34 protein-coding genes and 1 pseudogene are annotated in these 23818 nt (G+C 41.0%); 28 read left to right on the top strand and 7 right to left on the bottom strand.

Annotated features, from left to right (window positions below; all coding sequences use genetic code 11):
• Nucleotides 1-843, bottom strand: coding sequence for a hypothetical protein (locus WJM94_RS04170; RefSeq protein WP_444492960.1), 843 nt, complete (start codon nucleotides 841-843; stop codon nucleotides 1-3).
• A 135-nt stretch (nucleotides 844-978) separates the two neighbouring features.
• On the bottom strand, nucleotides 979-2325 hold the full coding sequence (locus WJM94_RS04165) for a tyrosine-type recombinase/integrase (protein ID WP_444492959.1): 1347 nt from the start codon (nucleotides 2323-2325) through the stop codon (nucleotides 979-981).
• A 290-nt stretch (nucleotides 2326-2615) separates the two neighbouring features.
• Between WJM94_RS04165 and WJM94_RS04160 the strand changes: the two genes are divergently transcribed.
• The 10 genes and pseudogenes from WJM94_RS04160 (at nucleotide 2616) to WJM94_RS04115 (ending at nucleotide 10150) form a co-directional block, all read left to right on the top strand.
• Nucleotides 2616-3032 carry a hypothetical protein gene (locus WJM94_RS04160; protein ID WP_444492958.1) on the top strand — a complete coding sequence of 139 codons (417 nt, stop codon included), beginning with the start codon at nucleotides 2616-2618 and terminating at the stop codon, nucleotides 3030-3032.
• Nucleotides 3033-3259: 227 nt separating this feature from the next.
• Nucleotides 3260-3541 (top strand): annotated as a pseudogene (locus tag WJM94_RS04155) (type VI secretion system PAAR protein); the annotation flags it as partial.
• A gap of 860 nt (nucleotides 3542-4401) precedes the next feature.
• Nucleotides 4402-4821: a DUF1240 domain-containing protein gene (locus WJM94_RS04150; protein ID WP_444493007.1), complete on the top strand. Its 420-nt coding sequence runs from the start codon at nucleotides 4402-4404 to the stop codon at nucleotides 4819-4821.
• A 175-nt stretch (nucleotides 4822-4996) separates the two neighbouring features.
• Nucleotides 4997-5539 carry a GNAT family N-acetyltransferase gene (locus WJM94_RS04145; RefSeq protein WP_193268671.1) on the top strand — a complete coding sequence of 181 codons (543 nt, stop codon included), beginning with the start codon at nucleotides 4997-4999 and terminating at the stop codon, nucleotides 5537-5539.
• A 734-nt stretch (nucleotides 5540-6273) separates the two neighbouring features.
• Entirely contained in the window at nucleotides 6274-6636 is a 363-nt protein-coding gene (locus tag WJM94_RS04140) for a hypothetical protein (RefSeq protein WP_444492957.1), read from the top strand.
• 146 nt (nucleotides 6637-6782) lie between these two features.
• On the top strand, nucleotides 6783-7250 hold the full coding sequence (locus WJM94_RS04135) for a cold shock domain-containing protein (protein ID WP_140051497.1): 468 nt from the start codon (nucleotides 6783-6785) through the stop codon (nucleotides 7248-7250).
• Between the two features lie 163 nt (nucleotides 7251-7413).
• Nucleotides 7414-8151 carry an SDR family NAD(P)-dependent oxidoreductase gene (locus tag WJM94_RS04130; protein WP_444492956.1) on the top strand — a complete coding sequence of 246 codons (738 nt, stop codon included), beginning with the start codon at nucleotides 7414-7416 and terminating at the stop codon, nucleotides 8149-8151.
• Nucleotides 8152-8298: 147 nt separating this feature from the next.
• Nucleotides 8299-8814 carry a GNAT family N-acetyltransferase gene (locus WJM94_RS04125; protein ID WP_444492955.1) on the top strand — a complete coding sequence of 172 codons (516 nt, stop codon included), beginning with the start codon at nucleotides 8299-8301 and terminating at the stop codon, nucleotides 8812-8814.
• Nucleotides 8815-8970: 156 nt separating this feature from the next.
• Nucleotides 8971-9576, top strand: a complete 606-nt coding sequence (locus WJM94_RS04120; RefSeq protein ID WP_444492954.1) for a DUF6680 family protein — start codon at nucleotides 8971-8973, stop codon at nucleotides 9574-9576.
• Nucleotides 9577-9715: 139 nt separating this feature from the next.
• Complete coding sequence (locus WJM94_RS04115; RefSeq protein ID WP_444492953.1) at nucleotides 9716-10150, top strand: GNAT family N-acetyltransferase; 435 nt, start codon at nucleotides 9716-9718, stop codon at nucleotides 10148-10150.
• Between the two features lie 128 nt (nucleotides 10151-10278).
• On the opposite strand, the gene WJM94_RS04110 is transcribed toward WJM94_RS04115, so the two are convergent.
• Both WJM94_RS04110 and WJM94_RS04105 read right to left on the bottom strand, forming a co-directional pair.
• On the bottom strand, nucleotides 10279-10596 hold the full coding sequence (locus WJM94_RS04110; protein ID WP_444492952.1) for a CcdB family protein: 318 nt from the start codon (nucleotides 10594-10596) through the stop codon (nucleotides 10279-10281).
• A complete protein-coding gene (locus WJM94_RS04105; RefSeq protein WP_017420672.1) occupies nucleotides 10596-10841 on the bottom strand; it encodes a type II toxin-antitoxin system CcdA family antitoxin in 246 nt (81 codons plus the stop codon). The genes WJM94_RS04110 and WJM94_RS04105 overlap by 1 nt, the downstream gene beginning before the upstream one ends.
• A gap of 194 nt (nucleotides 10842-11035) precedes the next feature.
• On the opposite strand from WJM94_RS04105, the gene WJM94_RS04100 reads away from it, so the two are divergent.
• From WJM94_RS04100 to WJM94_RS04070, 7 genes are all read left to right on the top strand, one after another.
• Nucleotides 11036-11647: a hypothetical protein gene (locus WJM94_RS04100; RefSeq protein ID WP_062852697.1), complete on the top strand. Its 612-nt coding sequence runs from the start codon at nucleotides 11036-11038 to the stop codon at nucleotides 11645-11647.
• Nucleotides 11648-11780: 133 nt separating this feature from the next.
• Nucleotides 11781-12317, top strand: coding sequence for a nucleotidyltransferase family protein (locus WJM94_RS04095; protein WP_273987213.1), 537 nt, complete (start codon nucleotides 11781-11783; stop codon nucleotides 12315-12317).
• A 150-nt stretch (nucleotides 12318-12467) separates the two neighbouring features.
• Entirely contained in the window at nucleotides 12468-12950 is a 483-nt protein-coding gene (locus WJM94_RS04090) for a MazG-related protein (RefSeq protein WP_444492951.1), read from the top strand.
• A 138-nt stretch (nucleotides 12951-13088) separates the two neighbouring features.
• Nucleotides 13089-13430: a hypothetical protein gene (locus WJM94_RS04085; protein WP_444492950.1), complete on the top strand. Its 342-nt coding sequence runs from the start codon at nucleotides 13089-13091 to the stop codon at nucleotides 13428-13430.
• Nucleotides 13431-14009: 579 nt separating this feature from the next.
• Nucleotides 14010-14504 (top strand): GNAT family N-acetyltransferase, encoded by a 495-nt coding sequence (locus WJM94_RS04080; protein WP_094145505.1) that lies wholly within the window; start codon nucleotides 14010-14012, stop codon nucleotides 14502-14504.
• Nucleotides 14505-14639: 135 nt separating this feature from the next.
• Entirely contained in the window at nucleotides 14640-15071 is a 432-nt protein-coding gene (locus tag WJM94_RS04075; RefSeq protein WP_444492949.1) for an NUDIX hydrolase, read from the top strand.
• A gap of 439 nt (nucleotides 15072-15510) precedes the next feature.
• The gene (locus WJM94_RS04070; RefSeq protein ID WP_444492948.1) at nucleotides 15511-15789 is read left to right on the top strand and encodes a hypothetical protein; all 279 of its coding nucleotides are present in this window, start codon (nucleotides 15511-15513) and stop codon (nucleotides 15787-15789) included.
• A 294-nt stretch (nucleotides 15790-16083) separates the two neighbouring features.
• On the opposite strand, the gene WJM94_RS04065 is transcribed toward WJM94_RS04070, so the two are convergent.
• A complete protein-coding gene (locus WJM94_RS04065) occupies nucleotides 16084-16362 on the bottom strand; it encodes a type II toxin-antitoxin system RelE/ParE family toxin (RefSeq protein WP_444492947.1) in 279 nt (92 codons plus the stop codon).
• Nucleotides 16359-16643: a damage-inducible protein J gene (locus WJM94_RS04060; protein WP_444492946.1), complete on the bottom strand. Its 285-nt coding sequence runs from the start codon at nucleotides 16641-16643 to the stop codon at nucleotides 16359-16361. The genes WJM94_RS04065 and WJM94_RS04060 overlap by 4 nt, the downstream gene beginning before the upstream one ends.
• A gap of 195 nt (nucleotides 16644-16838) precedes the next feature.
• On the opposite strand from WJM94_RS04060, the gene WJM94_RS04055 reads away from it, so the two are divergent.
• The 3 genes from WJM94_RS04055 (at nucleotide 16839) to WJM94_RS04045 (ending at nucleotide 18611) form a co-directional block, all read left to right on the top strand.
• Nucleotides 16839-17354: a GNAT family N-acetyltransferase gene (locus tag WJM94_RS04055; RefSeq protein ID WP_444492945.1), complete on the top strand. Its 516-nt coding sequence runs from the start codon at nucleotides 16839-16841 to the stop codon at nucleotides 17352-17354.
• 146 nt (nucleotides 17355-17500) lie between these two features.
• Entirely contained in the window at nucleotides 17501-17884 is a 384-nt protein-coding gene (locus WJM94_RS04050; RefSeq protein ID WP_444492944.1) for an energy transducer TonB, read from the top strand.
• Between the two features lie 292 nt (nucleotides 17885-18176).
• On the top strand, nucleotides 18177-18611 hold the full coding sequence (locus WJM94_RS04045; protein ID WP_444492943.1) for a hypothetical protein: 435 nt from the start codon (nucleotides 18177-18179) through the stop codon (nucleotides 18609-18611).
• A gap of 124 nt (nucleotides 18612-18735) precedes the next feature.
• Here WJM94_RS04045 and WJM94_RS04040 read toward each other — a convergent pair whose 3' ends face one another.
• Nucleotides 18736-19392, bottom strand: a complete 657-nt coding sequence (locus WJM94_RS04040; RefSeq protein ID WP_444492942.1) for a tRNA (adenine(22)-N(1))-methyltransferase — start codon at nucleotides 19390-19392, stop codon at nucleotides 18736-18738.
• 222 nt (nucleotides 19393-19614) lie between these two features.
• Here WJM94_RS04040 and WJM94_RS04035 point away from each other — a divergent pair, with 222 nt between their 5' ends.
• The 8 genes from WJM94_RS04035 to WJM94_RS04000 all read left to right on the top strand — a co-directional run bounded on the left by WJM94_RS04035 (nucleotide 19615) and on the right by WJM94_RS04000 (nucleotide 23811).
• Nucleotides 19615-19848, top strand: coding sequence for a hypothetical protein (locus WJM94_RS04035; RefSeq protein WP_444493009.1), 234 nt, complete (start codon nucleotides 19615-19617; stop codon nucleotides 19846-19848).
• Complete coding sequence (locus WJM94_RS04030) at nucleotides 19785-20012, top strand: GNAT family N-acetyltransferase (RefSeq protein ID WP_444492941.1); 228 nt, start codon at nucleotides 19785-19787, stop codon at nucleotides 20010-20012. Before WJM94_RS04035 ends, WJM94_RS04030 begins: the two co-directional genes overlap by 64 nt.
• A gap of 125 nt (nucleotides 20013-20137) precedes the next feature.
• Nucleotides 20138-20632 carry a GNAT family N-acetyltransferase gene (locus tag WJM94_RS04025; RefSeq protein ID WP_444492940.1) on the top strand — a complete coding sequence of 165 codons (495 nt, stop codon included), beginning with the start codon at nucleotides 20138-20140 and terminating at the stop codon, nucleotides 20630-20632.
• A 447-nt stretch (nucleotides 20633-21079) separates the two neighbouring features.
• Nucleotides 21080-21298, top strand: coding sequence for a DUF6500 family protein (locus tag WJM94_RS04020; RefSeq protein ID WP_444492939.1), 219 nt, complete (start codon nucleotides 21080-21082; stop codon nucleotides 21296-21298).
• A gap of 50 nt (nucleotides 21299-21348) precedes the next feature.
• A complete protein-coding gene (locus tag WJM94_RS04015; RefSeq protein WP_444493006.1) occupies nucleotides 21349-22008 on the top strand; it encodes a glutathione S-transferase family protein in 660 nt (219 codons plus the stop codon).
• Nucleotides 22009-22127: 119 nt separating this feature from the next.
• Complete coding sequence (locus WJM94_RS04010; protein ID WP_444492938.1) at nucleotides 22128-22664, top strand: GNAT family N-acetyltransferase; 537 nt, start codon at nucleotides 22128-22130, stop codon at nucleotides 22662-22664.
• Nucleotides 22665-22863: 199 nt separating this feature from the next.
• The gene (locus tag WJM94_RS04005) at nucleotides 22864-23160 is read left to right on the top strand and encodes a hypothetical protein (protein WP_444492937.1); all 297 of its coding nucleotides are present in this window, start codon (nucleotides 22864-22866) and stop codon (nucleotides 23158-23160) included.
• A gap of 120 nt (nucleotides 23161-23280) precedes the next feature.
• Nucleotides 23281-23811: a CPBP family intramembrane glutamic endopeptidase gene (locus tag WJM94_RS04000; RefSeq protein WP_444492936.1), complete on the top strand. Its 531-nt coding sequence runs from the start codon at nucleotides 23281-23283 to the stop codon at nucleotides 23809-23811.
• Nucleotides 23812-23818: the final 7 nt, after the last annotated feature.

The following is a 23818-nucleotide window of genomic DNA, read 5'->3' as shown; positions in this document are numbered from 1 at the left end:
TTAAGAGAAAAGAGGACGTGTCAGTCTTGGGGTAGCGTAATAGCCTCGATAGGTCAGCCAGCGGAAGTAAAAACGAATGGCGTCAATACGCTGTTTTTGCTCTTTGTGGCATACGTTAGATTGGCGGAGTGACTCGCGATATTGACGAATGTCTCGCGTCTGTATGTATAACGTTTCTTTGCTGCTGGAGTGCTTGTCGTCAACGAAGCGTAAAAACTGATGAAGGTAATCTGCAATCTGATTGAGTTTGAATCGAGACATCCCTGAATGAGCACGCTCTTCCATCAATTCACTTAACAAGTTGAAGTATGGAAGACGGAGTTCCTCTTCTGCATTGCTCAAGTCTAGAGGGGGCAAGGTTGGGAAATCGTCTTTTGTCGGTTTGTGTTTGTAAACACGAACCACAGGAAAATGTTTAGCCACTAAGTGGATTTGCACTAATAATTGCTGACTCAATGACAGAGAGTCGGGAAGGGCATGGGGGTTGTTTTGGAAAAAGCACTTAGCTTGTAAGCGCACTGCTTTCGCTCTGCTTATGGCATGTTGCGGTTCATCTGTTTTCAGTGCCACAAAATAATGAGACCTAGTGTGGCCTGAGATTCTTAAGGATAATGGCGGTGTGATTTTGACTTGATAAATGCCATGCTGATTGGTGGAGATATGATGGGCGCTAAGCTGACGGTGTTGCTTTATTCCGATGTTTTCAGTTTGATGAGTGACGGTTGGGCGGCCTTTTCGACGTAGACGGCGCAGTGCTTGCATTTCACCAAAGCGAGGATGTTCGCTGATGGGTTTTACCTTAAATGGGCTTAAGTGAGCTTGATGTAAGTTCGAATTTGGCATAGGCGTGATTCCTTCTTGGCTGAATTTAGGATGCAGAAAGCTGCACCCTAAACTGGTTGAGGGTGTCATAATTGACGGTGAGTTAAGTGGTGTTAAGCCATTCAGGCTCAGTGGTAATGCATACTGAAGCGCTGGTTATGCGCTCTGTTTATTCTCCGCTTGATATTGTCCTGCAATCGAATAGTAGTTGCCTGTCGATTTCACAATATAATCACTCCAGAATTGAAGAATTTCGTATCGTTCATCGAGATACAACGCACTGTTGTATGAAGCTCGAGTGGTGTTCTTATCTAAATGAGCAAGACACATTTCAATGGCATCTTCACGGAATTGTTTGTGTTCATTGAGATACGTGCTAGCAATGCCCCTAAACCCATGACTGACGAGCCTGCCTTTCAAACTAGTGAGGTTGAGTGATGAATTCACGGCGTAAGGACTTATGTGCGGGAATTTGGTATTAGGCTTGTCAGATGGAAATACGTGGACGTGCTCTCCTGATATTGGTCGAATGAACTCTAATATCCCTAACGTGTAGTCATTCAGCGGCACTAAATGCTCACGTTTGCTTTTAGTGTAGAAAGCTGGGATTGTCCAAAGTTTATTCTTAACGTTGATATCACACCAGCGCATGGCAGCGAGTTCATCTGCGCGAGCCATCGTGTGCATTTGCATTTCGAACGCGCAACGGGTGACGGGTTTCATTTGGTTGTTTGACATGATAGCCATCACTTCACCAAGTTCGTTTGGCGGTACTTTGAGCATGTGAGTGACTTTTGATTTGGCAAAGTTGTCTTTAATGTCGGCTAAGCAATTAAATTTAATGATGTTTGAGTTTACCGCGAATTTCATCACTTGATTGGCAATACAGCATGCACGTTTTACATTTTCTAATTGTCCTTTAGTCTGCATAGGTTCGATGACCGAAATGACTCCAGCGGCAGTGATATAGGTTAGGGGGAGGTTGCCTAGTTTAGGATATAGGTTACGTTTTAAGAAAAGACGCTTGCGATGTGATGAGCGTACTTTGTTGGTGATGCGGTCGATTTCATCTTGCCCGAATGCCGTGCCATAAATTCTAGCTCTCTCACGTTCTTCGACAATCAGCTTTTCTCGGTTAGTGGTCTCTTGAATTTCTTCTTTCAGAAGCATCTTTTCTGCGACCGCTTTAAAGGTCAATTGGCTTTCAACCACACGGTCTAACTTTTGCTTTTCACGAAACAGTTTTGGGTCAATACCTTTTGCCATTTGTTTACGAAGCTCTTTCGCGACCTTGCGTACTTCGTCCAGCGTCATATTAGGGAATGAGCCAAGCCCCATTTTTTTACGCTTTTTAGTGCTAAAGTCTGTGTAGATAAATAACCAGTTTTTAGAGCCGTTTTTACGTATTCTTAGGTAGAGATTTCCACCATCTGATAGTGAATATTCCTTGTCACTTTTCGCTGCATTCTTGATTTGTGTATTTGTTAATTTATTGATAGCCATGCTGCTATCCTCCTGTTTATTTGTTTGTTCCCCTTCAACTTATCAATCGATTTTGGGGTACGCAAGGGGGTGCTAGAGCTGTGAGATGTAGTGAGAGAATGTGACCATGAAAGAGTGTTATGTTATTTTAAATCAAGTGGTTAGGTGGTTTTGTGAGAGTTGGTGAGACCTAATGAGTCGTGTCTGGTAATTCTTAAGAGTGATTCGCAACGCTTGGCGCTTTCGCTTCACTCAAGTATAGCCAAGTGCTGCTGACACCTTAATGCGGCGTTATGCTCTAGGAGGAAGTTTTGTATCTCAGGGAAAAAGAGAAAGCTTTAAATAAAGGTGCATTTTTAATCGGCACTATAGGTATTATCGGTATTTCTATTGCATCAGGAAGCTTATTTGTTGCGCTAGGTTTGAGCGCGATAGCCGTAATTAGCTTATTATTGCAGCAAAAATTTCCAGATAAAAATAGCCTTTATAGCATCGAGGTTCTAGATGGGCGTATTACTCTTAGACTGGGAAGCAGTGCACTTTGGCACTTGAGTGTATGTGATGTTGAATCGTTTGATGCAACTTACTTAAAGGACGGCGCAGTTATCAAAGAGATCACTTTAAAAACGGTGAATGATAGTTATGTATTACCAAAACTTGACCGTTTTAAAACCCCCGAAGTTTTAGCTCTTGTAAGTCTTGTGAAATCCCTAAAAGAACGAGCATAACAAATTGTTCAAGAGGGATTCGCAACGCGTGGCATTTTCGGCATGCGTTAGTGTAAGTGATTTAGGTGGTAATGTTAGCATCGGTGTAGCGTTGCTCACCCCTTAACAAGGCGTTAGCCCACTATCGCAAACTTTGGAGTAAGTTCACAAACTAGAATAGTGGATTGTTATTCATGGTGGTGCATATTGATATAATCTTCGGACAAAATAAAGATAGGACGAACGTTATGTCTAAAAGCGTTAAAGTTGGCGATATAGGTACTGACCATGATGGTTTTCCACCTACTCCTGTTACGGCAGGCTCTCCTGATGTGAAATTTGATGGTCAACCCGCTGCAAGGGTTGGAGACCCGTTAGCTCCACACGATAAACCCAAGCATCCCCCTCATGGACGTACGATATCGTCCGGTTCATCAACCGTCAAAATAAATGGTAAACCAGCAGCCATTACTGGTGGCGCAATTAGTTGCGGAGGGGTAACGATTGGTAGTGGTACAGTGAACATCGGTGATGTATATCAGCCTGCGGAAATGTCTGCGTTATCAGCTTCATCATCCTCAACAGAATCTCAAGCTGCTATTCAAACTAAAGCTCAAAAAGCGCATTCTTCAGCGAGTGTAACCGAAGCTGTTGCTTCGAAAACCGCTCAAATTCCACAAGGTTCAGGTTATTGGCCCCCGTATGATTTTACTAAAAGTGAACAACTTGATGTTGAGTATACCCAAAAGGTTGTTGACCTAGCGGTTATGTCGCTAGAGGAAGCTGAAGAGTTTGCCAATAACTTATGGTTGGAATACAACGGCAAAGATACGTTAGATAACTCCAAAAAAATCTGGGATGGTGCAGCAAATGCTAAGGATGCCTATCAACTCGCTAAAGGGTTAGGTGGTATGGGTGTAGTGGCTTATGTAAAACCTGCCAATGGTCAAGACTACGTAATAATCAAAGGTTACAAAAAACACCTAAAAACTCTCGTTAAAGGTAACCATTGGCGTGCAAACAATCCTCAGGTTGTTCAGCTTGGTTTGGGCACAAAAAATATGGCACGCAACATGTTGAAAGTAGGGTTGGTTGTCGACATCACCTTCGCTATTGCAATAAATGCCGTTGATGTTTATGTGCACGATGAAAAAACAATGGAGGATTTTGTTGGTCGTTCAGGCGTTGATATTACAAAAGGTCTAGTAGCTACTGGTGTTGGTACGGTCGCTGCTATCGCCGCCAGTACTGTTGGCGCGCCAATTCTAGGCGTAGGACTAGCGTTTGCAGCTGTTAATTTTGTTGTGAGTATGCTTCTGGACGAAGCTGATAATAACTATGGAGTTTCTGATACCTTAGTTGAAAAGCTCAAGGAGGTAGCTGAGTGAAAATGTCGGTAATTCGAGTTTCAGGTGTTATCGGTGGATTGTTGTTCGCGGCTCTTTGCGTATGGTTGGGATTGTTTCGAGAAATAATACAACCTTATGTGACATTGCCTGATCGTATAAGGCTAATTTCATACTTAAACTATATGGCTTTGATTGCGGGACCAGTAATTATGTTGGGTTTAGCTTTTGTGTGTTGTCATCAGTTGTTCTATCCAACTAGAGATCGTTTTTCTTACGGAGGATGGTGGAAAATTATTATAGTTGTCACTGTTATTGTAGCAGCGTTAGCATTTTTCAACCGTTTGTACTTAGGGTATAAGATCGACCAAGCTAATTATATTCAATGCACAAATGAATCTCGTACGTCTGCTAAAAGCAGCTGGCATGTTTATGCTAAAAATGAAAATCTATGTAAGTCGTAATTCAGTATAGCGAGTAGTTGAGTCATTGGGCTAACAAAGCGTTTAAGACGGATTCACAACGCGTGGCGATTTCAGTTCAAGTTGAGTTTAGTGTTTAAGGTACAATAGTTTAGGCTTGGTGGTTTGCGTTGTTCACCACTTAACGCGGCGTTAGGCTTCAAGGAGGAAGTTGTTAGTGTTAATACCACAATGGGAATCCAAAAATTTGGTTTTCACTGAGTTTTCAAGTGATGAGGCGGAGCTAGCCAAGTCAATTTTTGACAGTAACTTAAATGTAAAAGCAATGGACCCAACGTTCAGGGAATGGTCTATCACCGAGTATGAAAAATTAATAGCTGAAAGCAACAAGTCAAAATTATCTGACGAGCAAGGTGCATTTTACCTAAGAAAAATTAGCACAAAGAAAGGTCAAGTGGTTGGTTACATACAGATGGAGTTTCATGCTCCGTCAACTGGCACACTTTGGCTTCCTATGTTAACAATTCTACCGAGTTTTAAAGGTAAAGGCTTGGGTTCAGAAATAGTTAGTAGTGTTATCGCCGTAGCCTGTGAGTACGCAAATCTACAAAACGTAGGTTTAAATGTTTATGCAGAAAACATTTCTGCTTTTAGGTTCTGGTACAGACAAGGTTTTACGCAAATTCGAGCTTTCGATCAAGAAATAGAATTCGACAAAGAATACAATTGCTTAGTGCTATATCGTGAGCTAGAAGCCTAACAAACGCTTTAAGACGGATTCGCAACGCGTGGCATTTGTGGTTTGCGGCAAATATAGTGATTTAGGTGGTATGCCGAAACATCGGTATTGCGTTGCTCACCACTTAAGCGGGCGTTAGTACTGGATGGGCATCAAAGGTTAAAAATTCGGTGTTTATTGGTTTCTTTTCCCAGCTTTACACCTGAATAATGGTGCCTTTCACGTTCTTTCCGGTGGCACTATATGAGTTGTGTTCGCGTTGATTTCACCGTTTACGGTTTCTAACTTTTGGGCTATTTCTCTGGTGTGGCTTCTTTGGTGCTGGGAAATTCTCGTCAAACACTGAGTTTCTTTGGCGCTGCCGTTTAGTTCTGCAGCCTGTATCCTTTGCAAATTTGAAAACGGCGACAATAGGGCAGTTAAGCATATTTTTCTTCTCCCCAACTTGCGTTTTGAGAGTGAGTTCTAGTTTGGCAGTTGTCCCTTTAGCTTCAGCATTTTAAGCCATTAGTTTCGTGCTATATTTCAATATCTTGGCATGTGCCAAATGTTCACGGGCAGCGTACTAACAAGTTGCTTAAGAGTGATTCGTAACGCGTGGCATTTTTGGTATGCGGTGTCTTCAGTGATTAAGGCGTCGTGCGGTAGCTTTTGTATTGCGTTACTCACACCTTAGCAAAGCGTTATGTTTCTAGAAGGTTCAAATGAAAGCTCACAATGATAAAGCTCTGAGACAGAGATACTCAGTGCGTTTAATGTCCAACCATAAATGGAAGAAGTTCTTTCTTACAATGGCAGAGCATGGAGCAGATTTTTCTGGTATTGAGTATCATTTTACGGATACTGAAAAAGTTTTCTTTGGTCATGCTCCTAGTAACCAACAGGTGTGGGATTCGGCAATTGATGATCCCGTTAAAGGCTGTGGTGGACCTGTCGAGTACAAGCACATTGAACGTATATTTATCCCAAGAACTTATTCATATCAGCCTTATGAAAATGCTCCTACTACATACCGTGACCTGAATTTAGAGAGGTTTCTGATGGAACTCTGTAAGGTTGGTGTATTTCCGATAGTGAGGACTGAGAAGGGTATCGAAATCTTGGGCTACGAAACATAACAAAGCGTTCAAGACGGATTCACAACGCTTGGCGAATTCAGTTCTAGTCAAATTAAGTGTTTAAGGCACAATGGTTTAAGTAGGGTGTTTAGCGTTGTTCACCACTTAACGCGGCGTTATGCCTTAATGTGAAAACGGGAGAATATATGAAAGGGAAGATTCTTCGCTGGGTTGATGAACGCGGATTTGGGTTCATTAAATCTGACGAACTTGATGGCGACGTTTTTGTTCATATATCCAAGTTTCCAAAAGGCTACCGCCGCCCACAAGTAGGTGATCATGTAGAGTTTCACCTGGCAAATAATCGGCCTAAATTAAGTGCGGCAAGTGCTCGTTTAATCGGAGTGGAACCACAAAAAACAAACCCTCTTTCAGTTGTAATATCAGCAGTTATCTTAGGTTTATTAGGTGCTGGATTATACGTATTTCTTATCGAACCTAAGCTGAACCCAGCGTATGAGAATATGGGTTTTAGTTGTCAAGGTAAAACGTACTGTAGCGAAATGGTGTCTTGTGACGAAGCTAAGTTTTATTTGTCAAATTGCCCGAACGTTAAAATAGACGGCGACCGTGATGGCACCCCTTGTGAGAGCCAGTTATGTGGCAGCTGGTAGTATCGGCATAACAAACAATTTAAGAGTGATTCGGCACGCGTGGCATTTTTACCATGCGTTGATTTTAGCGATTAAGGCGGTATGCGGCGGCATTGTTATTGCGTGCCTCACACCTTAATTGGGCGTTAGCCGTCAGACAGTGAAACAAGGAAAGGAGTCTAAATTGAAAGTAGCATTGGTCACCGGAGGCTCTAAAGGAATAGGGCTGGAAACTGTTCTTCGATTCGTGGACTTGGGCTATCAGGTGATAACCTGCTCTCGTTCTAAACAGTCATGGTTGGAGGCGCTGAATGAATTTCCACAATTAAGCGTTGTGGACTATCAAATTGTAGATATTTCCTCAGAGTCTGAGCTTGAAAAGCTATTCGACTATATCAAGAATCAATACGGTTTCTTGGATATCGCAGTGAATAATGCATCACCGGCTTTGGTATCCGGTGGTCAATTTAAAGAAGTCGACGTCTTATGCTTACAGGAAACATTAAATGTCGATTTTTGGTCTCAAGCCTTGTGCTTAAGGCATGAGTTAAAGCTGATGAATGCGGGGGCCTCCATTGTTAACGTCAGCTCTGTGAATGGTTTAAGACCGACACCTAATGCCTCAATGTACAGCGCGTCCAAGCACGCGCTTGAAGGGTTAACCCGTTCTGTTGCTTTAGAGTGTATTGGCTCTGGAGTTCGTATTAATGCGGTAGCCCCAGGTGTGACATGGACACCAAGGTGGGAAAGCAAGCAATTGGACTCACCAAACATTCGGAGTGAAGTTTCTGAAGTTGTGCCTATCAAACGCTTTGGTCATGCGGGCGAAATAGTTAATGCTATTGAGTTTCTGGTCTCAGACAAGGCTAGCTACATCGTTGGTCACACGCTTGTAGTTGATGGCGGGCTATCCTTGGCATAAAACGGCTAACAAAGCGTTTAAGAGGGATTCTCAACGCTTGGCAGTTTTGGTTCAAAGGTTAGCTTTTGTGTTTATGGCGCAATGGTTTAAGTTGGGTGGTGTCGCGTTGTTCACCCCTTAACGCGGCGTTATGTGAATAGGGAAATTATGCAGCAAGCAATTGAAAGTGAAAGACTAATATTACGACCGTTTTCTATGTCTGACGCTGAGCGAGTTTCAGAGTTGGCTGGCGACAAGCAGATATCAGAAATGACGGCAAATATTCCTTATCCGTATAGCGTCTGTGATGCTGAAAATTGGATTCGTACCCATGCTGAGTTGTTTGTAAGTGGTAAAGGTATTGTCTATGCCATTGTCCTAAAAGATAGTTCTGAGCTTATTGGTGCTATTAGTTTTCCAAAACTGGAAAATGGTTTGGGTATTCTGGGCTATTGGTTGGGCGTTCCTTACTGGGGCTGTGGTTATGCAACAGAAGCATCTAAGGCTCTGATTTCATTTTCAAAGAATCATTATGGATTAACAAGGTTAAAAGTAATGCATTTAGTTGGAAATGATCGTTCAAAATCAGTCATTGAAAAGCTCGGTGTAAAATACGTGGGCGATCAGACAAACCGCATGCAAGGTAAAGATCGTGAAGTAAGTGTTTATATATCAGACGCATAAATTCACATAACAAAATGTTCAAGAGGGATTCGCAACGAGTGGCATTTTCACTATGCGTTGATTTTTGTGATTAAGGTGGTTTGCTGCAACCCCGGTATTGCGTTGCTCACCCCTTAACATGGCGTTATGTTTATCGAGGAAAATATGGAATTAAACATGGATATCAAAGATTGGATTACAGTCGGGGCGGTTATTGTCGGTCCAATATTGGCAGTCCAAGCTCAGAAAGTAATTGAAAATATAACCGAACGAAAAAGAAGAAAACTTCAATTGTTTCACACTCTAATGGAAACGCGTGCAACGAGATTATCTGGAGCTCATGTTTCTGCACTAAATATGATAGATCTTGAATTCTACGGGAAATCTGTGTTTGGGAAACGTTGGCAGTCCGAAGCTGATAAAAAAGTTACGAATGCTTGGAAAATATATAACGATCATTTAAATAATAGCGTTCCTGATGAAAGGCTCGATGCGTGGGGTGAGCGGAGCAATGATTTATTTACAAGCCTTCTTTACGCTATGGCTCAGTCATTAGGTTATGACTTCGATGAAGTCCAGCTTAAAAGAGATTGTTACAGCCCTATAGCGCATGGGCGTGTCGAAAATGAACAGAACAAAGTCCGTGAAGGCGTGTTAGCTGTTTTAGAAGGCAAGCGTTCGTTACCAATGCACATAACCTATTTGCCTCCATATCATCCAATAGACCCCGTCGTTCAACCTGAAGTAACAGGTAACGAAAAGGTAGAATCGGTGGAAAAATAAACATACAAACTGTTTAAGAGTGATTCGCAACGCGTGGCATTTTCACTATGCGTTGGTTTTAGTGGTTAAGGTGGTATGCGGAAGCTTAGGTATTCCGTTGCTCACCACTTAAGCGGGCGTTATACGCAAGGAGAGATATGTGATAAAAATTCGTGAAATGGACATTGCGGACTATGATGACGTGATCAGGCTTTGGGGACAAACTGAGGGTATGAGCCTTCGAGATGCAGACTCTAAAGAAAGCATCAATAACTACCTAATTCGCAATCCAAATTTAAGTTTCGTCGCAGTGTCAGCCAACGAAATTGTCGGCGCGGTACTAGTCGGTACTGACGGTCGTCGAGGTTATCTGCAACACCTAGCTGTATCTACGAACTTTCGTGGTAAGAACTTAGGTCGTAAACTGGTCAGCCAGGCTATCAGTGCGTTAGCTAATGTTGGGGTTCCAAAAACTCATTTGTTTGTGTACAACGAAAACGTAAACGCCCAGCAGTTTTACGAAAAGCTTGGTTGGTTCCCGAGGGACGAAGTTCGAATGTACTCATATAATAGTTCTAGTAACAATAACGTTTAGCGCACGGCGTATAACAAACTGTTTAAGAGGGATTCGCAACGCGTGGCATTTTCACTATGCGTTGATTTTAGTGTTTAAGGTGGTCTGCGGCGACTTCTATATTGCGTTACTCACCCCTTAATTGGGCGTTATATGCCAGTGATCAGAAAGTCGATAGCAGAGATGATCTCGTCTCGAAAAGTGCTTAGATCGTTTACAGGTTCTTGTAGAATTTTTATTGGTACACTTGCCATTTGATGAGTCAGAATTACGAAGTCACCTCCATCAATATGGATTATTGGGCATAGGTGACTTGGCGCTTTTTTCTCTAATAACTCTATAGGTGTCAACGGAATCACTAATCGAGTGTTCAATGTGTCTAGCAATTCACTTTGAACGTCGACAAAGTATGGGTACGCAGTTGCAGTGCTCTTATCGTTGTTTTTGTATAGTGAAAATTGTGACATTAGAATACTCGGTAAGAATCGGAAAATAGCCCGTGGTTTTCAGTTAGCTCGTTACAGGCGTTAATGGCATCAGCATTTTGCTCCAACCATTCAGCTTTAAGGCGTTGGCTTACTTCTTTTTCAAGTGCCTTTTCCATTGTTGCTGAAAGGTTTATATTTAGGCGTTTAGCCTCAGCGAGTAACTCACTGTTTAAACTTAAGTTCGTGGCTTTTTTGGGTGCTTGCGTACTATATGCGTTTCTCATGATGGCAACCTATGCGTATTGTATGTGCGCATAAATTATAGGTGCAAGATAAGCATATAACAAGTTGTTCAAGAGGGATTCGCAACGCGTGGCATTTTTACTATGCGTTGGTTTTAGTGATTAAGGTGGTATGCGGAGACATCGGTATTGCGTTGGCTCACCCCTTAACAAAGCGTTAGGTTTTTGGAGGAAATTTGGACATTTCATTGTGGGTCAAGATCCCTGCGTTAGTTTCAGCATTCATTCTATTGAGCAAATTCTTACTTGAATTGGCTAGTGGTAAGCACGCTAGATTGAAAGACGATTACCGTTTTTCTAAAGAGTTACTGTCCGATATAGCGGAAGGTAAACTACATCCTTATGCTGTGGAAAAAGGCTACCAAGCTATTGCTGGCACAGAGAATATATCAGTAAAAGAAGTCGAGTATATTTTGACGTTGGAAAACTCAACGAAGTGTTTAAGGGACTATGTACTGTCAAAGCAATACTTAAAAAAGCTTGAGTTGCATGGGGCGCTGACTCTTGAGTTTAAAGAAAAATATTCTTCGAGTTTTTCGCGGAATTGGCGGAAGTCTTTGTATGCTTCTTTATACTTTTTGCTCGCTTTTATCTCTTGCTCCCCTCTATTCATTGACGGGATTTTAGGGATTAGCAAAGTTCAATCTTTTCTTTTATTTGGCACTACATTGGCAATGTTTGGCTTTCCTGCGTGGTTGAGTTTGAAAGCTTTTGCTCGTATAAAGCGTGGAGAAGAGCTAGTTAAAGGTCAATCAAAGTACACACCCAGCATCATACTACAAACCTAACAAGCGTTTAAGACGGATTCCCAACGCTTGGCATTTTCGGTTTTCTTTGAATTTAGTGTCTACGGCACAATGGTTTAGGTTTGGTGGTCTGCGTTGCTCACCACTTAACGCGGCGTTATGGCGCAGGGCAAAAATGGACAAAATCGTAGAATTAATAAAACAAGATCCAATCAGAGTTGAGGCACTTTATCATGTGTCCCAATTGGGTTTGCCTCAATGCTATATTGCAGCAGGTTTCGTTCGAAATTTAGTTTGGGATTCACTACATGATTTCAACGAACCGACTCCTTTAAATGATGTCGATGTAATCTACTTTGATCCGATGGAATCTAACTCCAATGCCCACTTGGATTACGAAGTGCTTCTTAAAGCTCGCATGCCCAAGCTTAACTGGCAAGTGCGTAATCAAGCGACAATGCATGAGCGTAACGGTGATAAACCTTATCAAAGTTCGTTGGATGCAATGAGTTACTGGCCAGAAAAAGAAACAGCGGTTGCTGTTCGTCAGATAGGGTCGAGTCAGTATGAGTGTATTGCTGCGTTTGGCTTTGAATCGTTATTTAGTTACTGCGTCACATATAATCCTAAAAGGTTACGAGAATCCTTTGAAAATCGTGTAAATTCAAAAGGGTGGTTAGCAAGGTGGTCTTCTTTGAGAATTGCGCCATAACAAACAATTTAAGAGTGATTCGGCACGCATGGCATTTTTACTATGCGTCAGTTTTAGTGGTTAAGGTGGCATGCGGAAACATCGGTATTGCATGCCTCACACCTTAATTGGGCGTTATGGCGCAGGGCAGAATTCAGCTAAGGGAACTAGATGAGTGATAAAGTTAAAGTAGCCTTGCAGTGGATCAAAGAGATCTTGGATGCAGAGGTTGTGGAGTATCAAATAGTAGGTGGATTAGCGGCAACTATTCATGGTGGAAGTCGGGAAATCGCAGATATAGATCTTTATATTCGAAACTCAGACGCAGACAAAGTGCTATCGCATGTAGCAAAATACATATCCAAACCGTTAACTCATTATGCCGAATATGGTTGGGATCTAGAGTATTTCCAATTGGTTTACCAAAATCAAAAAATTGAAATCGGTTTGTCTGAACATACGAAGATACAATCACATCATGATGGCTCTTGGCACCAGCTTGAAATTTACTTTTCAGAATCAGTTATTAAAGATTATCAAGGTATCGAGTTGCCAGTTATCCCAGTTCACCGTTTAGTCGAGTACAAGCGGATATTGGGTAGGGAAGTAGACCAAATTGACATACAAGAGCTAACGTTGAGTGGAGCGCCATAACAAATCAAGAGTGATTCAGCACGCGTGGCATTTTTGGTATGCGGTGGTTTTGGTGTTGAAGTGCCATGCGGCAGCTTGGTCATTGCGTGCATCATCCCTTAACTGGGCGTTAGCTTAAATCATTAACAAGGATGTGTAATGAGAATCAAAAAATGGGTATTTGTGGCGATTTTACTCATTGGTGGACCTTCACTATTGCCATTTAGCTTGGAAGTGATCTCCCTAATTGAGTTATTTGGCTTTTTGGGCTTATGGACAATTTATTCATCCTACGCAGAATATTTGGTTAATCATCCTCGATTCAAACGTGGTTGTCGTTTAGCTACTAGTTGGGATTTTCAACCTCAAATGCTGTTTTCTCCAAGTGAGCTAAAAGCATGTCCCCTGTTAGTTTTTCATATGCTCCCTGTTCAAAGCATAATGGTTTGGACACTAAATATTCTGTTTTGGGGTGGTGTGGTTTGGTGCTACATAATTTAAGCTAACAAACTGCTCAAGAGGGATTCGCAACGCGTGGCATTTTTACTATGCGTTGATTTTAGTGATTAAAGTGGTGTACGGAAGCATCGGTATTGCGTTGATCACCCCTTAGCAGGGCGTTAGGCTAATTCAGGGAGAGAATGATGTCACTTTGGGTTTTGGTTCCGCTTTCATTTTTCCAACTGGGAGTGGGTAGCATTATTGGTTTTGGACTTATATTTCTCTCATGTATAGATCGGGGAGAGAAGATTTCTGAGTTCAACAATAATGTTTGTGTCGCACTATGGTTTCTATATGCCTTTTCGGTATTCGCGAGTTTCGGCCTAGTAATTTATTTTTACTTAATTGATAGCCAAGCATCGTACTATTTATGGTATTTAACTCAATGGGTTGTATTAGCTATTCTTGTCAGCTACTGGCGAACAGCGAGCGTAAAATTAGCCTACAAACAGTTCAAGAGGGATTTAGCACGCGTGGCATTTATGGTATGCGTTGGTTTTTGTGTTGCAGTGCCATGCGGAAACTTGGTTATTGCATGCTTCACCCCTTAACTGGGCGTTATATGCATGGAGGCAGACGGTGATCAAAACAGAACATTTGGAGTTGAGACAATTTACTCAGCGAGATCGCGATGAAGTAGTCGTGCTCCTACAAGATGCTGACTTTATGGCATTTTCTCCTACTGGAGGTATGAGCAGTGAACAAGCTGAAACTCGTTTTGACGCGCTAGTTAATGCATTTCACAATAAAGGCATCGGAAAGTTTTGTGTTATAGAACGTTCAACTGGTGAGCTAATTGGTTACTGTGGTCTAGAGTCATATGACTATAACGGCGAAACTGTAGTGGAACTCGGGTACAGGCTCAAGGTTTCAGCCAGAGGTAAAGGGTACGCGTTTGAAGCTAGTTCCGCAGTTTTATCTTTTGCTCGTGAAGTTGGTTATTCGAAAGTTCTCGCTTTAACTGAACCTGAAAATGTGCTGTCTCAGCACATACTATTAAAGCTCGGGTTCGAAGCATGTGGTGAAGGTTTCTATCAAAATATGCCAGTAAATTACTTTGAAAAATGCATATAACAAACGCTTTAAGACGGATTCGCAACGCTCGGCGGTTTTAGTTTGATTTGGTCTTTGTGTTTACGGTGTAATAATTGAGTATAGTGGTAGCGTTGCTCACACCTTAATGCGGCGTTATATGCACGGGAAAGTTCAGTGAAAGAAAGGATTCAAAATAGAGAAGTCAAAGTGTGTCCTATAGTAGTTCGAAAAACAGGTACTACTCTTGAATTGTTGCTATTTGAGCATCCTCTCGCTGATGTTCAGTTGGTAAAAGGGACATTAGAATTAACAGATTGCTCTGTTGAAAGTGCCGCACTTAGGGAACTGAAAGAGGAATCTGGTATATCCAAAGTTTCCAGTACCAAGTATTTAGGTAGTTGGGAAAGCGGCTTTCAAAATCAACAATGGCATTTTGTCCTTTGTGAAATTGAGCAAAGCTTACCGAATCACTGGAGTTTCTATACGCAAGATGACGGTGGGCATGAATTCAATTTTTTCTGGCATAAGGTAGGTGATGAATCGACATTTAAGTGTCATAAATTGTTCTCTGACGCCATTAAGCAAGTCGAAATTCTGTGCATATAACAAATTGTTCAAGAGTGATTCAGCACGCGCGGCATTTTGGGTATGCGGCTGATTTCGGTGTTGAAGTGCTATGCGGCGGCTTGGTCATTGCGTGCTTCACCCCTTAACTGGGCGTTAGGCTACTCTCTTGATATCGTGCAAATTGATGTAATTTACAAATAGCTTATGGTGAACTTGTTCGAGCGAATGTGATCCTGTTATATTTTTATATACAAACGTTTTTATACTTCTCTCATATGTTCTAATTGTATGGGAGATAATATATGACAACGTGCAATATTAGCACTGCTGAGTTTTCAAAACATTTTAATGCCAATATGAAAGCACTGGGTTTACCAGTTCCAACAACATTATTTGATTCGGCAGCTGCGGCAATAAGTAATGCTGGTGTAATGATTGAGGCTCTGAAGACTCTAGGTCGGGGGGTACGGTTGCCGAATTGATAAAGGCAACAACTGGTTTAGAAAAACTAAAAGTTGCAGGGGCTTTACTTGCGTCTTTTTATGTCGGGGCTGTTGTAGGCAGTATAGCAGTAGCAAGTACAAAAACTTTGTCCTGCGGGCTAAGCCTAAGTGATTTTTTCACATTTCAAAACAAGCATGGGTTGAAGTATCCTAATAGTCATCAATTTTATGCGACAAACCGAGAAATTCTAGCGCTAAAGGTCGAAAAGAAAACCAGTTATTTGGGTAAAGCTATTGTGAGCGAAGGTTTATGATATTAAGAAGCAAAATTATGCTGATAGTTTCAGGATTGTCAATTGCGTTTGTCGCCTGGTTGTTTTTTAACTCATTTCAGAGTTACAGTTTTTACATTTTGTTTTTGATTTTGGTTATAGCTATTTTAGGTCGAAAGTTCTCAAAAAAAGATTAGCCCAACAAACAGTTCAAGAGGGATTCAGCACGCGTGGCATTTTAGGCATGCGTTGGTTTTTGTGTTGAAGTGCTATGCGGCGGCTTGGTCATTGCGTGCTTCACCCCTTAACTGGGTGTTAGTTCCCCAGAGGAAGCAATCAATCCACAGGGAACTTTTGTTTCTGGTGGAGTACACGCATAATTCGAATGATATCGCCTTCAACCCAATATGAAACGATCATCGAAATCTCGGGAATAATGAGCAATCGTCCACGAATACCGTCTCGTTGTACACCCATGAGAGGCTGCTCTAGCAAGTTTTCTACTTTTGCTTCAATGAGGTTGTCAGCTTTCTCTGCTGCATCTGGGTTGAAGTCATAGAGAAACTCAAAGATCTTTTCGCGATCATTAAGTGATTCTTCTTCCCATAAAATCATTGCTTACCTCGATTTCGGATTCTTGCTTTTCGTTCTTCCATTCGAGATTTAGCAGTTTGGTGTTCAACGAACACCGCTTTTCCTGAGTCGAACTTCTCAAATGCTAGGTTTACTTTTTCAGTTAGCCAGGCATCGTGAGATAATGTTTTTCGTTGTTGTTCAGCGAGTTGCTCAGTAAGTTCACGGCAAGCATCACTCAATGTGCGACCTTGGCTTTCAGCCATTTGTTGAGCTAGGCGTTTTGTTTCCTCATCAACACGAAATTGAATTCTAGTGTCCATGACGTATCCTTTTGTTGGTGTGTGTACAAATGTTAGCACTACCCTTGGAGATGGGCAACTAACAAACAATTTAAGAGTGATTCAGCACGCGTGGCATTTTTACTATGCGTTGGTTTTAGTGTTTAAGGTGTTATGAAGCGGTCTAGGTATTGCGTTGTTCACCCCTTCGCAGGGCGTTATGTGAATAGGGAAATTATGCAGCAAGCAATTGAAAGTGAACGACTAATATTACGACAATTTTCTCTGTCTGACGCTAAGCGTGTTTCAGAGTTGGCTGGCGACAAGCAAATTTCAGAAATGACGGCAAATATTCCTTATCCATATAGCGTCAGTGATGCTGAAAGTTGGATTCGTACTCATGCAGCTTTATTTTTGAGTGGTAAAGGTGTTGTCTATGCCATTGTTCTAAAAGATAGTTCTGAGCTTATTGGTGCTATTAGTTTTCCAAAACTGGAAAATGGTTTGGGTGTTCTTGGCTATTGGTTAGGCGTCCCCTACTGGGGTTGTGGTTATGCCACAGAAGCATCTAAGAGTTTGATTTCATTTTCAAAAAAGCATTATGGATTAACAAGGTTAAAAGTAATGCATTTAGTTGGAAATGAGCGTTCAAAGTCAGTCATTGAAAAGCTTGGTATAAAATACGTGGGCGATCAGATAAACCGCATGCAAGGGAAAGATCGTGAAGTAAGTGTTTATATATCAGAGGTATAAATTCACATAACAAACAGTTCAAGAGGGATTCGCAACGCGTGGCATTTTTGCTATGCGTTGGTTTAAGTGTTTAGGGTGGTCTGCGTTGGCTTCGGATTTGCGTTGCTCACATCTTAACAAAGCGTAATATTTTACAAGGAGTGCATATGAAAAAATTGAGTGTATTATCGCTAAGCCTATTAGTTTTAGGTGGTTGTGCATCAAAACAGGAAGTGTATCTGACACAATCTCCAATAAAAGTTGAGCAACATGACTTAGATGATTATTGGGTTCAGTCGTCTGAAAGTCTTAGGTTTAGTTTAAAGCCTAATATTAGGCTACCAAAAACAGATGGTTATGTGTTAATTAACTATTTAATAGATTCGAATGGAGAGATATTTAATCCTACAATCGTAGAGTCGTCTCCTAAGGGTGAGTGGGATCTAATCGCGCTAAAAGCTCTAAGCAAAGTTGAATATGTACCATCTGAGTCTAACTCATTGAATATACCGGTGTATGTGACGGGCGAATTTAAATTTGCAGAGCAGTAAAATATAACAAGCTGCCCAAGTGGGATTCGCAACGCGTGGTATTTTCACTATGCGTTGAGTTTAGTTATTAAGGTGGTTTACAGCGGCATCGGTATTGCGTTGTTCACCCCTTAGCGGGGCGTTAGCTTTATAAAAAATTCGACATTGAAGTACGATGATAGGAAGAACTTAGAGGAGTCATCATGATCAAGGAAATCGTGCATATGAGAGGGCTAAAGAAAAATCCATTGATCTGGAATACTCACATAAGAGTAAGCTTTGGATAGAGGAGCTTGCCAATGAATTTAGATCGATGTTTGATCGCCCCAATTACAGAGTTTTTTCTTCAGGTTACGATAAAAATAGAAAAACTTTTAAGATAAATGAGCTTCTATACGATGTATCAGTTGTGAAAGTTGGGCAAGTAAATTCGGTTTCGGAAAAGTCAGAGCTAGAATTTATCAGCTCTTGTGAGTGGCTTGTTGAAAGTGAATTTCATCGTACTAATAGTAGAGAGTCGATCATTGATCTGAGTAAATTATTTATGGGACGCTCTAAGAAGAAGTTGTTTGTAGTTCCTAAGTCAACGACAATTGCAAGTTGGGTGCTTAACGATCTAAAAAATATCTTTCCTCAAGATGAAAGTGAGTACAATGTAGCCTTAGTACCTCATCCAAATGATTGGTTTAAAACAAAAGAAGTTCCGAGTGTGTATGCCCTGAAGGCCGGTAGTTGGACTGAGCTATAAAGCAAACAAATTGTTCAAGAGTGCTTCGGCACGCGTGGTATTTTTACTATGCGTTGGTATTAGTGGTTAAGGTGTAATGCAGAAGCTTTGGTATTGTGATCCTCACACCTTAACTAGTCTAGGTTTATTCAGCCAAAGTTAATTTGCTGTAGGCACTAATGATATGTTGGACATCATTTTTTTGCCCTTGCTGTATTCGTTGATAGTGATTTAAAGTTTGGTTTAAGTACTCTTTAGCCGATTCAGAATGCCAAATTTTGTTTCCGACCGCGGTGATACTTTTATTATTTTGGGCATTAGATGAAACTAAAACAACCTCATAGAAACGCTGGTTGTCTTTTATTAATGCTTCATCTTTTAAGCCCAAATTAAGCTCTATTAGTTTTTGTCGCAAAGAAAAGTGGTGATGAACCGGACATAGTAAAAAATCGATGTTTAATGTTGGATTTCTTGTGCGAATTGACTCAACAAATTTAGCGGTTAAATCTCCACCAACTCCTGCAATTATAACTAAATGATTGTCATCATAACGTTGCAACGGGAGCTGGGATACATCTAAGCAGTGAGTTTCCCATGCGGAATCAGAAAAGAATCGTTTCAATTTAGTTTCTAATTCATCGATTAGATCCGGCACTATATCAACAAAATGAACGGTAGCTTTGGTTTTTTTGGATAACAAGGAAGCCCCTAGAAAACCATGATCGCAGCAACAGTCCCAAATGTGTGCATAGTGGGATTCGACCATTTTTTCGATGAGTTTTAAACGGTTGCTAAGTTTCAAGCGTTACCTACTTGGTTTTTGAAAAAACGTATTGTAAGTGTTTTTTTTCGTTTAGCTAGGTAGAAGAACCTAACAAGTTGTTCAAGAAGGATTCACAACGCGTGGTATTCTTACTAGGCGTTGGTTTAAGTGATTAAGGTAGGTTTGCAGAGGCTTCGGTATTGCGTTACTCACACCTTAACGCAGCTATGTATCAATGATTGCTCGCTGGTATTTTGAAGAATGGGCTTCCAGAGTACCAAACGTCACAGAGGAAATGGTGGAGAAGACATTGCACTCAAAGCTTCAAATACGGGCATTCCGTTAAGTATTGTCGCGCATAAAAACGGAAATCTTATTGGTACTTTGGAACTCAAATTTCGAGAAAATAAAAACTACCCAGAGTATGAACATTGGTTAGTGGAGTCTATGTTCCTGTTGAAAGTCGGGGAAATGGTATTGCCAAAGCGCTGTTGAATGAAGTAAAGGAAATTGCGGTCAATCATGGGGTAAAGAAGCTTTACTTACAATGTGAAAGTCGTAATGTGGGTTTGTATCGTGGGCAAGGATTTATATCTCTGCATCAATCAACCAGTAATCACCTTGAAACGACCATAATGGTGTGGCGCGCCGCCACATAACAAACAACTTAAAAGCACAAAACATATGGCATTTCGATTCGGTTTGGTTTTGGGTTCGGGTTGGTTAATGGGTTTTGAGGTTTTGGTTTTTGCCCATTAGTTGAGCCTTATTTACTAGGAGTAAAATGGAAATTACGAAGGCTAATATCAGCCATCAAGAGTGGTTTAAAGACTATGCAAAAAGCTGTGTCCAGGATGGCCTAGAGCTTTATGATGAAGCCAAAAATGACAGTAACGCCTATTTGAAAAAGAGGATTGCCTATTCTGAGGGAAAACAATTACCGGTTGGTTGGGCTCCCATATCGACGTATTTCTGTATTGAGTCTGGGTTAATACTTGGTTCAATCAGAGTTCGTCATGGTACAAACGAATATATTGAAAACGTAATTGGTCATATCGGTTATGAAACTCTAGTACACGCTCGCGGCAAAGGTATTGCCACTAAGATGCTTAACTGGGTACTCAATAACGTAATTGAGCACAACGTGATTATCACTTGTGATGAGAACAATATCGCATCAAGAAAAGTAATCGAAAAGTGCGGAGGTAACTATTTAAGCACTTTCTATTCTGAAAAAGAGTCACGTCATGTTTTACGCTATCAGTTAGAACGTAAATAACAAGTGTTCAGTATGATTCTCTACGTGTGGCATTTTTACTCTGTCTTATTTGTATCAACCCAATAGGCAATCAGGATGAAGAGAATAAACGTAGTTGGTACAAGTGGAAGTGGTAAAAGTACGTTTAGCCAGATGCTCGCAGAAACGATCGAAACATTCAGCAAATCGTTTTTAAGCAAGGATTCAGTGATTCTTTGAACGCTAAAAACATACAAACGTAATCGTCAACGTTACGAGGATATGATTGCTGATCCTAACTATAAACATATCAATTTTGTCCGCGTAACAAACCCGAAAATGGCAAAGAGGTACATTAATCAACTACGTAAGTAACAAGGTTTTATGTCTGACCTCATAAAGTGCTGTATAAAACCCCAGTTTTTCTTGTGCGCGTATATGCCGCTGTGTAAGGTATTTGCTCACTTTAATCTAGTTGGTCAGAGATAAATGCGTGACTCGTTAAGAAGTAAAGTTATCGCGGTTTGCGAAAAGAAAATCGAGCGAAAAGGGGTGAACGTTGGCGTTTCCTTTTATGCTTTCTTTGCAAACAAAAATGATGATTCAGAGTTGTTGATGGAAGCGGCAACGTGGTGGATTCAAACGCACAAATTAGATCACTTCGAAAAAGCACATAAAATCATAGAAATGGTAAGGGCAGGGAAGTAACCGTTCACAGTGTAATGAATATCCCTTAAATCAAAGACAAGGAGTCAATGTTGTTCAAGCTTTACTATTACCCTAATAACGCGAGTCTTGCGCCTCACTTCTTACTGCATCATGTGAATGCAGACTACGAACTGTTGTTGGTTGACAAAAAGTCGAACTCTCAAAAATCAGCGGACTACCTGAGACTAAACCCAGCAGGTCGCATTCCGACGCTGGTGGTCAACGAGCAACCCATCTTTGAGAGTCCCGCTATATGTATGCATATTTGCGAGCTGCACCCTGAAGCGGAATTGATGCCAGCAGTAGGCGATCCAAAGCGACCGCTGTTTTATCAGTGGCTAGCGTTTCTTAATAACACACTTCAAGCGGAACTCATGGTTCGTTACTATCCGCATCGCCACACTAATGACGAAGCCACTATCCCCAATGTTGTCGCCGCTCAAGACGACCGAATCGCGGATGCATTGGCGATTATCAATGCTCAATTAAAGCAGAATGAGTTTTTGCTTGGCGATAAGCTAACTGCGTGTGATTACTTCTTGTTTATGCTTGCCGAATGGTCGTTGCCAATAAAACAATCTCCGCTGCAATTTGAACATTTAGCCGCGTACTTAAAACGTCTTTGTCAAAATACAACCATAAAAGCGGTTTGTAAGATTGAAGGAATTGAGCTCACTCCCTTTGAATCATATTCACCAAAAAGCAGTTAAGAGCGATTAACAACGCTTGGCATTTTATTCTGCACCAATTGATGTAATTCACTTGGTATGAGGCGTTAGATACTCGCAGTGACTCTTCGATAAGTCGCTGCACGTAATCAGGAGTATACGTGGAAATAGTAGAAGCAAAATTATCAGACTTAGAGCTCTTTTTTGAGTATTTGGGTACGCAGTTATTGGATAATGCGGCCGATGACTCTCCACTCTTTCAACCGATTGCTAAGGCACATTGCCAGATATCGGAACCGCTTCAAGCTAAGTTTCGAGACGGCTTTAAATTCAGTCTGGGTGAATTGGGTTGGAGAAAGCTTTGGCTGGTTAAAGGTTTTGGCGGACAAATACTTGGCCATATAGACCTGCGCCATTGCGGCGATGAATATAGGTTTCATCGAGTATTGTTGGGTATGGGAGTGGACCGGAACGTCAGAAAGCAGGGGCTAGGGATAAAATTAGTAGAGACTGTTATCCAATTCTGCCGCGAGACTAACGGTGTCGATTGGCTGGATTTGAACGTACTCTCCGAAAACCTTCCCGCGAAGAACTTATATATGAAATGCGGTTTTCGAGTGATTGGTGAAATGTCAGATTGCTATCGCATTGATGGAGAGTCTGTGTCAGAACTGACGATGACAGTCAGCACTCAATAGAAAAGGATCGATTGGCTTTTTTGAGTCCAAGAGTGGGTTTTTTACTTATGGCGCAAAGAAATAAGATGTGAGGCGACTTTATTTGCTCTTTATGCGCTATTACTTTTTCTAACCTGATCGAATCTTTGAAAAATTAGGGTAGTGAATTCCTAATAAATAATTAGCATGTCTTTGGTTATATAGCTAAAGATGGTTGGAAATGAATAACGCACAATTTGAAAGATGGTCAAAAACTAGGGCCAACGGCTTTTTCCAATATGTAGTACTTAATAGCATTTCTATTTTACTGGTAATCATTTCTGTACGGTTTATGGTGTATTTTATAAGCAATGAACAAGCTTCAATCCAGCACTTTGCTTCTACTCAATCTTTTGTGATGGGCTTTACTTTGCTCGTGTTACCTTTTCTATTTTGGGGTGCATGGCTAATTCAAGAATCACAATATAAAAAATCAGTTGATAAAAGAGAGCTTTCGGAAGAGGAAGACCGTGTTTGAGTGTGCTACTGCAAACTTCGCGTTTTATCCATAAATGATTTTAGTGTTTTAACAACAAGGTGTTAAGTCGCCTGATTGTCCTCAGTTCTTCTAGCATGGCGTGCATTCTCCAGGAGAGTTATGAAGTACTTTCAACGTTATGATGAGAAGTTTATGAAAATACATGACTTCTCTAGTGGTATGTTTCTTTTCATTATTTATGCACTGATGTGCACTTGGTCAAGTTTGACACATGATACGCTTCTGTCTATTTCTACCGCAATCGATCATTATTTTAATCTAGATTTAAGCTATATTTATTCATACGGTGAAATGTGGGATGAAGTTGACTATTTAGCATTAGTCGTAATTGCACCTGTTTTAGAGACAATTATTTTTCAAGTTATTATTCAAAATGTTGCAAGAAAAATTACAAGCAGCCTCTGTGTATCAGTGTTGATTGCCAGTTTTTTATTTGCCTTGACGCATCTGACTAATAATATTGCAAATGCAGTTAATGCCTTAGGGTTGGGTATTGCATTTGCTACGACTTACGAGTATTTCAGAATAAGGCAAGGACATTGGTGTGCTGTATCCCTCACGGTTGTACTTCATGCTTTTTGGAATGCTTCGTTATCTTACGCCTTGTATCCTGAAAAACTGATGAGCTAAGCTGCGG

The sequence above is a fragment of the Vibrio sp. YIC-376 genome, assembly GCF_052353105.1.
Taxonomy (GTDB): Bacteria; Pseudomonadota; Gammaproteobacteria; order Enterobacterales; family Vibrionaceae; genus Vibrio.
Note: the sequence above shows the minus strand (reverse complement) of the source record. Positions and strands in the feature narration are given on the sequence as shown.

Excerpts from the sequence above, each read along its gene's own strand:
- WJM94_RS04170 (WP_444492960.1), bottom strand. The coding sequence starts at position 843 with ATGCCAAATTCGAACTTACATCAAGCTCACTTAAGCCCATTTAAGGTA.
- WJM94_RS04165 (WP_444492959.1), bottom strand. The coding sequence starts at position 2,325 with ATGGCTATCAATAAATTAACAAATACACAAATCAAGAATGCAGCGAAA.
- WJM94_RS04150 (WP_444493007.1), top strand. The coding sequence starts at position 4,402 with ATGTCGGTAATTCGAGTTTCAGGTGTTATCGGTGGATTGTTGTTCGCG.
- WJM94_RS04140 (WP_444492957.1), top strand. The coding sequence starts at position 6,274 with ATGTCCAACCATAAATGGAAGAAGTTCTTTCTTACAATGGCAGAGCAT.
- WJM94_RS04135 (WP_140051497.1), top strand. The coding sequence starts at position 6,783 with ATGAAAGGGAAGATTCTTCGCTGGGTTGATGAACGCGGATTTGGGTTC.
- WJM94_RS04125 (WP_444492955.1), top strand. The coding sequence starts at position 8,299 with ATGCAGCAAGCAATTGAAAGTGAAAGACTAATATTACGACCGTTTTCT.
- WJM94_RS04120 (WP_444492954.1), top strand. The coding sequence starts at position 8,971 with ATGGATATCAAAGATTGGATTACAGTCGGGGCGGTTATTGTCGGTCCA.
- WJM94_RS04110 (WP_444492952.1), bottom strand. The coding sequence starts at position 10,596 with ATGTCACAATTTTCACTATACAAAAACAACGATAAGAGCACTGCAACT.
- WJM94_RS04105 (WP_017420672.1), bottom strand. The coding sequence starts at position 10,841 with ATGAGAAACGCATATAGTACGCAAGCACCCAAAAAAGCCACGAACTTA.
- WJM94_RS04095 (WP_273987213.1), top strand. The coding sequence starts at position 11,781 with ATGGACAAAATCGTAGAATTAATAAAACAAGATCCAATCAGAGTTGAG.
- WJM94_RS04090 (WP_444492951.1), top strand. The coding sequence starts at position 12,468 with ATGAGTGATAAAGTTAAAGTAGCCTTGCAGTGGATCAAAGAGATCTTG.
- WJM94_RS04085 (WP_444492950.1), top strand. The coding sequence starts at position 13,089 with ATGAGAATCAAAAAATGGGTATTTGTGGCGATTTTACTCATTGGTGGA.
- WJM94_RS04065 (WP_444492947.1), bottom strand. The coding sequence starts at position 16,362 with ATGATTTTATGGGAAGAAGAATCACTTAATGATCGCGAAAAGATCTTT.
- WJM94_RS04060 (WP_444492946.1), bottom strand. The coding sequence starts at position 16,643 with ATGGACACTAGAATTCAATTTCGTGTTGATGAGGAAACAAAACGCCTA.
- WJM94_RS04055 (WP_444492945.1), top strand. The coding sequence starts at position 16,839 with ATGCAGCAAGCAATTGAAAGTGAACGACTAATATTACGACAATTTTCT.
- WJM94_RS04050 (WP_444492944.1), top strand. The coding sequence starts at position 17,501 with ATGAAAAAATTGAGTGTATTATCGCTAAGCCTATTAGTTTTAGGTGGT.
- WJM94_RS04045 (WP_444492943.1), top strand. The coding sequence starts at position 18,177 with ATGTTTGATCGCCCCAATTACAGAGTTTTTTCTTCAGGTTACGATAAA.
- WJM94_RS04035 (WP_444493009.1), top strand. The coding sequence starts at position 19,615 with ATGGGCTTCCAGAGTACCAAACGTCACAGAGGAAATGGTGGAGAAGAC.
- WJM94_RS04025 (WP_444492940.1), top strand. The coding sequence starts at position 20,138 with ATGGAAATTACGAAGGCTAATATCAGCCATCAAGAGTGGTTTAAAGAC.
- WJM94_RS04020 (WP_444492939.1), top strand. The coding sequence starts at position 21,080 with ATGCGTGACTCGTTAAGAAGTAAAGTTATCGCGGTTTGCGAAAAGAAA.
- WJM94_RS04005 (WP_444492937.1), top strand. The coding sequence starts at position 22,864 with ATGAATAACGCACAATTTGAAAGATGGTCAAAAACTAGGGCCAACGGC.
- WJM94_RS04000 (WP_444492936.1), top strand. The coding sequence starts at position 23,281 with ATGAAGTACTTTCAACGTTATGATGAGAAGTTTATGAAAATACATGAC.